The organism is Streptomyces sp. UH6, assembly GCF_013421635.1.
GTDB classification, from domain to species: Bacteria; Actinomycetota; Actinomycetes; order Streptomycetales; family Streptomycetaceae; genus Streptomyces; species Streptomyces abyssomicinicus.
The window spans coordinates 1-2630 of the sequence record NZ_JACADT010000798.1; the positions used below are offsets into that span (position 1 = coordinate 1).

The window sequence follows — 2630 nt, forward strand, 5'->3', positions numbered from 1 at the left end:
CAGCAGCGTGCCCGCCGGCACCCCACCACGCCGGACCAGGGCGAACACCTCCCCGTGCGTGAGCGGCGGGCTGCCGGGACCCGGGCGGAGCACCGGCGGGCCCTCCGCGGCGTCCGGGAGGTGCAGTTCGGCCACCTGCACGGGCCGGACGGCCAGGAATCCGTCGATCTCCCGCTGTGTCGTGCCGCTGCGCATCCGAACTCCCCCTGTGTCCGGCCCTGTCAGGCCGTGTCCGACGTTCTCCGGCGATCGCGGTGGCTGCCGCACGTGACGGTGTGCCCGGGCGGCCGATGCGGTCCCTGCGGTCCCTGCGGTCCCTGCGGTCCTTGAGGCTCATGCCGCTGATGCGGCTGATGCGGCTGATGCGGCCGAGGCGGTGGTCCGTGGCGTCGGCGGCCCGAGGCGGCGTCCCTCAACGCCGCAGCCGTCCGGCGGCCTTGAGACTCCGGGACGCCAGCGAGGCCAGGCGGGGCCGACTCCGCACGAACCCCTGGGCCCGGCGGGCGGGTTCGCGTCCCAGCCAGTGCAGCGCCGCGCCGACCCCGGGCCTGATCACCGTCCCCTCGTGGACCCGCGACTCCCCGGTCTTGAGCGCGTCCTTGTACTCGGCCGCCCCCCGCCCCATGTCCAGCAGCCCGATGCCCGCCCCGGCGGCCGCCTCGGCCATCCGCAGGTGCAGCACCAGTCCCGGCGAGTACTTCGCCAACTCCGGTTCATAGGCGGGGAACCAGCAGGCCAACACGGTGGACGAGCGCAGCCCGAAGTGCGCGGCCACCGGCCGGTCGGCGGCGTAGAGAACCGAGAGCACGCCCGCGCACTCCCGCGCCCGGGTGACGGCCAGCCGGCGCACCAGCCGGCTGATCCACTCCTGCGCGAACCGGTCCCGCCGCCCGGTGCGGCGGTACTGCGCCGACTTCCAGGCCATCAGGGTCTCCAGCGCCCGCGGATCCCGCTCGTCGAAGACGAACCGCACCTCGCCGACCTGGCGGCCGAGCCTGCGCTCCTTGGCCAGCGTGGTCCTCAGGAACTTCGGCGACCGCCGCCGCAGGCCCTCCAGGTACGCCGGATAGCCGTCCCCGACATCGATCACGTACGACGGGCATGCGTCGGCGGAGTGGTCCGCGAACAGCGTCTGGCCGTCCTCCAGGTTGTCGAAGGTGAAGCTGTTCAGCGAGCACGCCCGCAGCAACTCCTCGCCGCGCAGCGCCGTTCCGGGCCGCAGCACGGCGCCCTGGAGGTCGGAGACACCGAGCCCGAGGGCCCGTCCGCTGCCCCACGCGTTCCTCTCGAACGGCAGGAACCCGACGATCCCCCGCTCGTCGGCACCGCCGTTCCCGCCGCGCCTCTCCTCGATCACCGCCACCCGGGCCCGCGGCCTGACCTGGCCCAGGGCGACCGCGAACTCCGGTTCCATGAAGGGATTCCTGATCGCGCCCGACGCGCCCCGCAACTCCCGCCAGCTCTCGGTCTCCTCCACCCCGAGCTGCCCGGGCCTCAGCACACGCACATGCCGTCCACCGCTCACGATGACCCCCCGGTCCATGCCGTACTGCCCCCCACGGCCCCCGGACCCCCCGGTCCGCGGACACCGCGAGGATCGTACAGGGGCTCCGGGCTCTCCGGTAGATACCGCCGCAGGCCGTGACCAAGCCATGGGAATCCGACAACCGTCGCATTGGGTTCACCGGGTCGGAGTTGACGGGAGTGGCCCCTGCGGTCCCGGGGACCAGTGCCCGCCCGCCGCGTCCGGGCGGTGTGCGCGCGTTCCGGCTCTGCCGACAACTCCTGGCCGGGACGCATGCCGCCCTATAGCGTGGGCCTTCCCTCCGCGTCGCGCCCCGCGTCGCGCCCCGCGTCACGCCCGCGCCGCGCGGAGATGTTCGACAGGATTTCGACAGGATCAGGACGGAAGCATGCCGGGAGAGAAGCTGCCCACCGGAAAGCACGCCGCCTCCGGCTCGTCGCCCGAGCTGCGGGCCTCCCACGCGGACCGTGACCGTGTGGTGGACGTGCTGCGCGTCGCGGCGGGGGACGGGCTGCTGACCGCCGAGGAACTCGACGAGCGCCTGGAGGTCGCCCTGTCCGCGCGGACCCTCGGCGAACTGGAGCCGCTCACGGCCGACCTGCCGCCCGTGTCGGCCGCGGGCGCCCCGGCCGGAACCGAGGTCAAGGACCTCGTCCGCATCGAGCAGGCCCACAGCGGCGGCGTGCGGCGTGCGGGGCGCTGGGTGGTGCCGCGGAAGCTGGAACTCGCGGTGACCTTCTGCGACGTGACGCTCGACTTCACCGACGCGGTGATCACGCACGACACCCTGCGGATCGATGTGCAGATGGTGGGCAAGACCCTGACCCTGATCACCAGGCCCGGCGTCGAGGTCGACACCGACGGCCTGCAACTGGGGTTCTGCCGGCTCAGTAACCGTCCCTCGCCGGGCGCCGCGCACACCCCGGTCGTCCTGCGGGTCGAACTGACCGGCCAGAAGACCCACGGCCGGGTCGTCGTCCGGCCCCCGCGGCGGACGGTCGGACAGTGGCTGCTGCGCAGGCCGGGATCCGCCCCCGAAGCCGTGTGACGGCCCGTACACCCGCGCGGGGTCCGGTGCACGGCCCCGGCCGCCGTGTCACCGGCC

Annotated in this window: 2 protein-coding genes and 1 pseudogene; 1 reads left to right on the top strand and 2 read right to left on the bottom strand. The window is 74.0% G+C overall.

The window, feature by feature from the left end; all coding sequences use genetic code 11:
* Positions 1 to 195, bottom strand: a pseudogene (locus HW445_RS25975) (glycosyltransferase family 2 protein); the annotation flags it as partial.
* Between the two features lie 217 nt (positions 196 to 412).
* Positions 413 to 1543, bottom strand: a complete 1131-nt coding sequence (locus HW445_RS25980; protein WP_180223325.1) for a GNAT family N-acetyltransferase — start codon at positions 1541 to 1543, stop codon at positions 413 to 415.
* Between the two features lie 370 nt (positions 1544 to 1913).
* Here HW445_RS25980 and HW445_RS25985 point away from each other — a divergent pair, with 370 nt between their 5' ends.
* Positions 1914 to 2573, top strand: coding sequence for a DUF1707 domain-containing protein (locus HW445_RS25985; protein ID WP_180223326.1), 660 nt, complete (start codon positions 1914 to 1916; stop codon positions 2571 to 2573).
* The last annotated feature ends 57 nt before the right edge of the window (positions 2574 to 2630 follow it).